A 312-nucleotide genomic window follows, 5' to 3' on the forward strand; every position below is an offset into this window, starting at 1 on the left:
GGCCCGGCCTCGCTTGCCGTACTCGAAACAGAACTGAAGCCTTTCATCAAGGCAGGCACACTTGAAGAAGCGGCCAGCGCCGACATTGTGCTGGTCGCCGTCAACTGGTCAAAGCTGCCGAAGGCGCTCGCCACTCTGCCGGACTTCGGCGGCCGCATCGTCATCGACGCCAACAATCCTATCGAAGCGCCGCTGTTCAGGCCGGCCGAGCTGAATGGCCGTCTTTCCACCGAGGTCTTCGCCGATCTCGTTCCCGGCGCACGTGTCGTCAAGGCATTCAACCATCTGCAACCGCACCTGCTATCCGGCGAT

General features: G+C 61.9%; 1 protein-coding gene. It reads left to right on the plus strand.

Annotated features, from left to right (window positions below; translation table 11 throughout):
* On the plus strand, window positions 1-312 hold a 312-nt coding region (locus L904_RS23485), incomplete at both ends, for an NADPH-dependent F420 reductase (protein WP_197416765.1).

The sequence above is a fragment of the Agrobacterium sp. LY4 genome (genome assembly GCF_001526585.1).
Classification (GTDB): domain Bacteria; phylum Pseudomonadota; class Alphaproteobacteria; order Rhizobiales; family Rhizobiaceae; genus Agrobacterium; species Agrobacterium leguminum.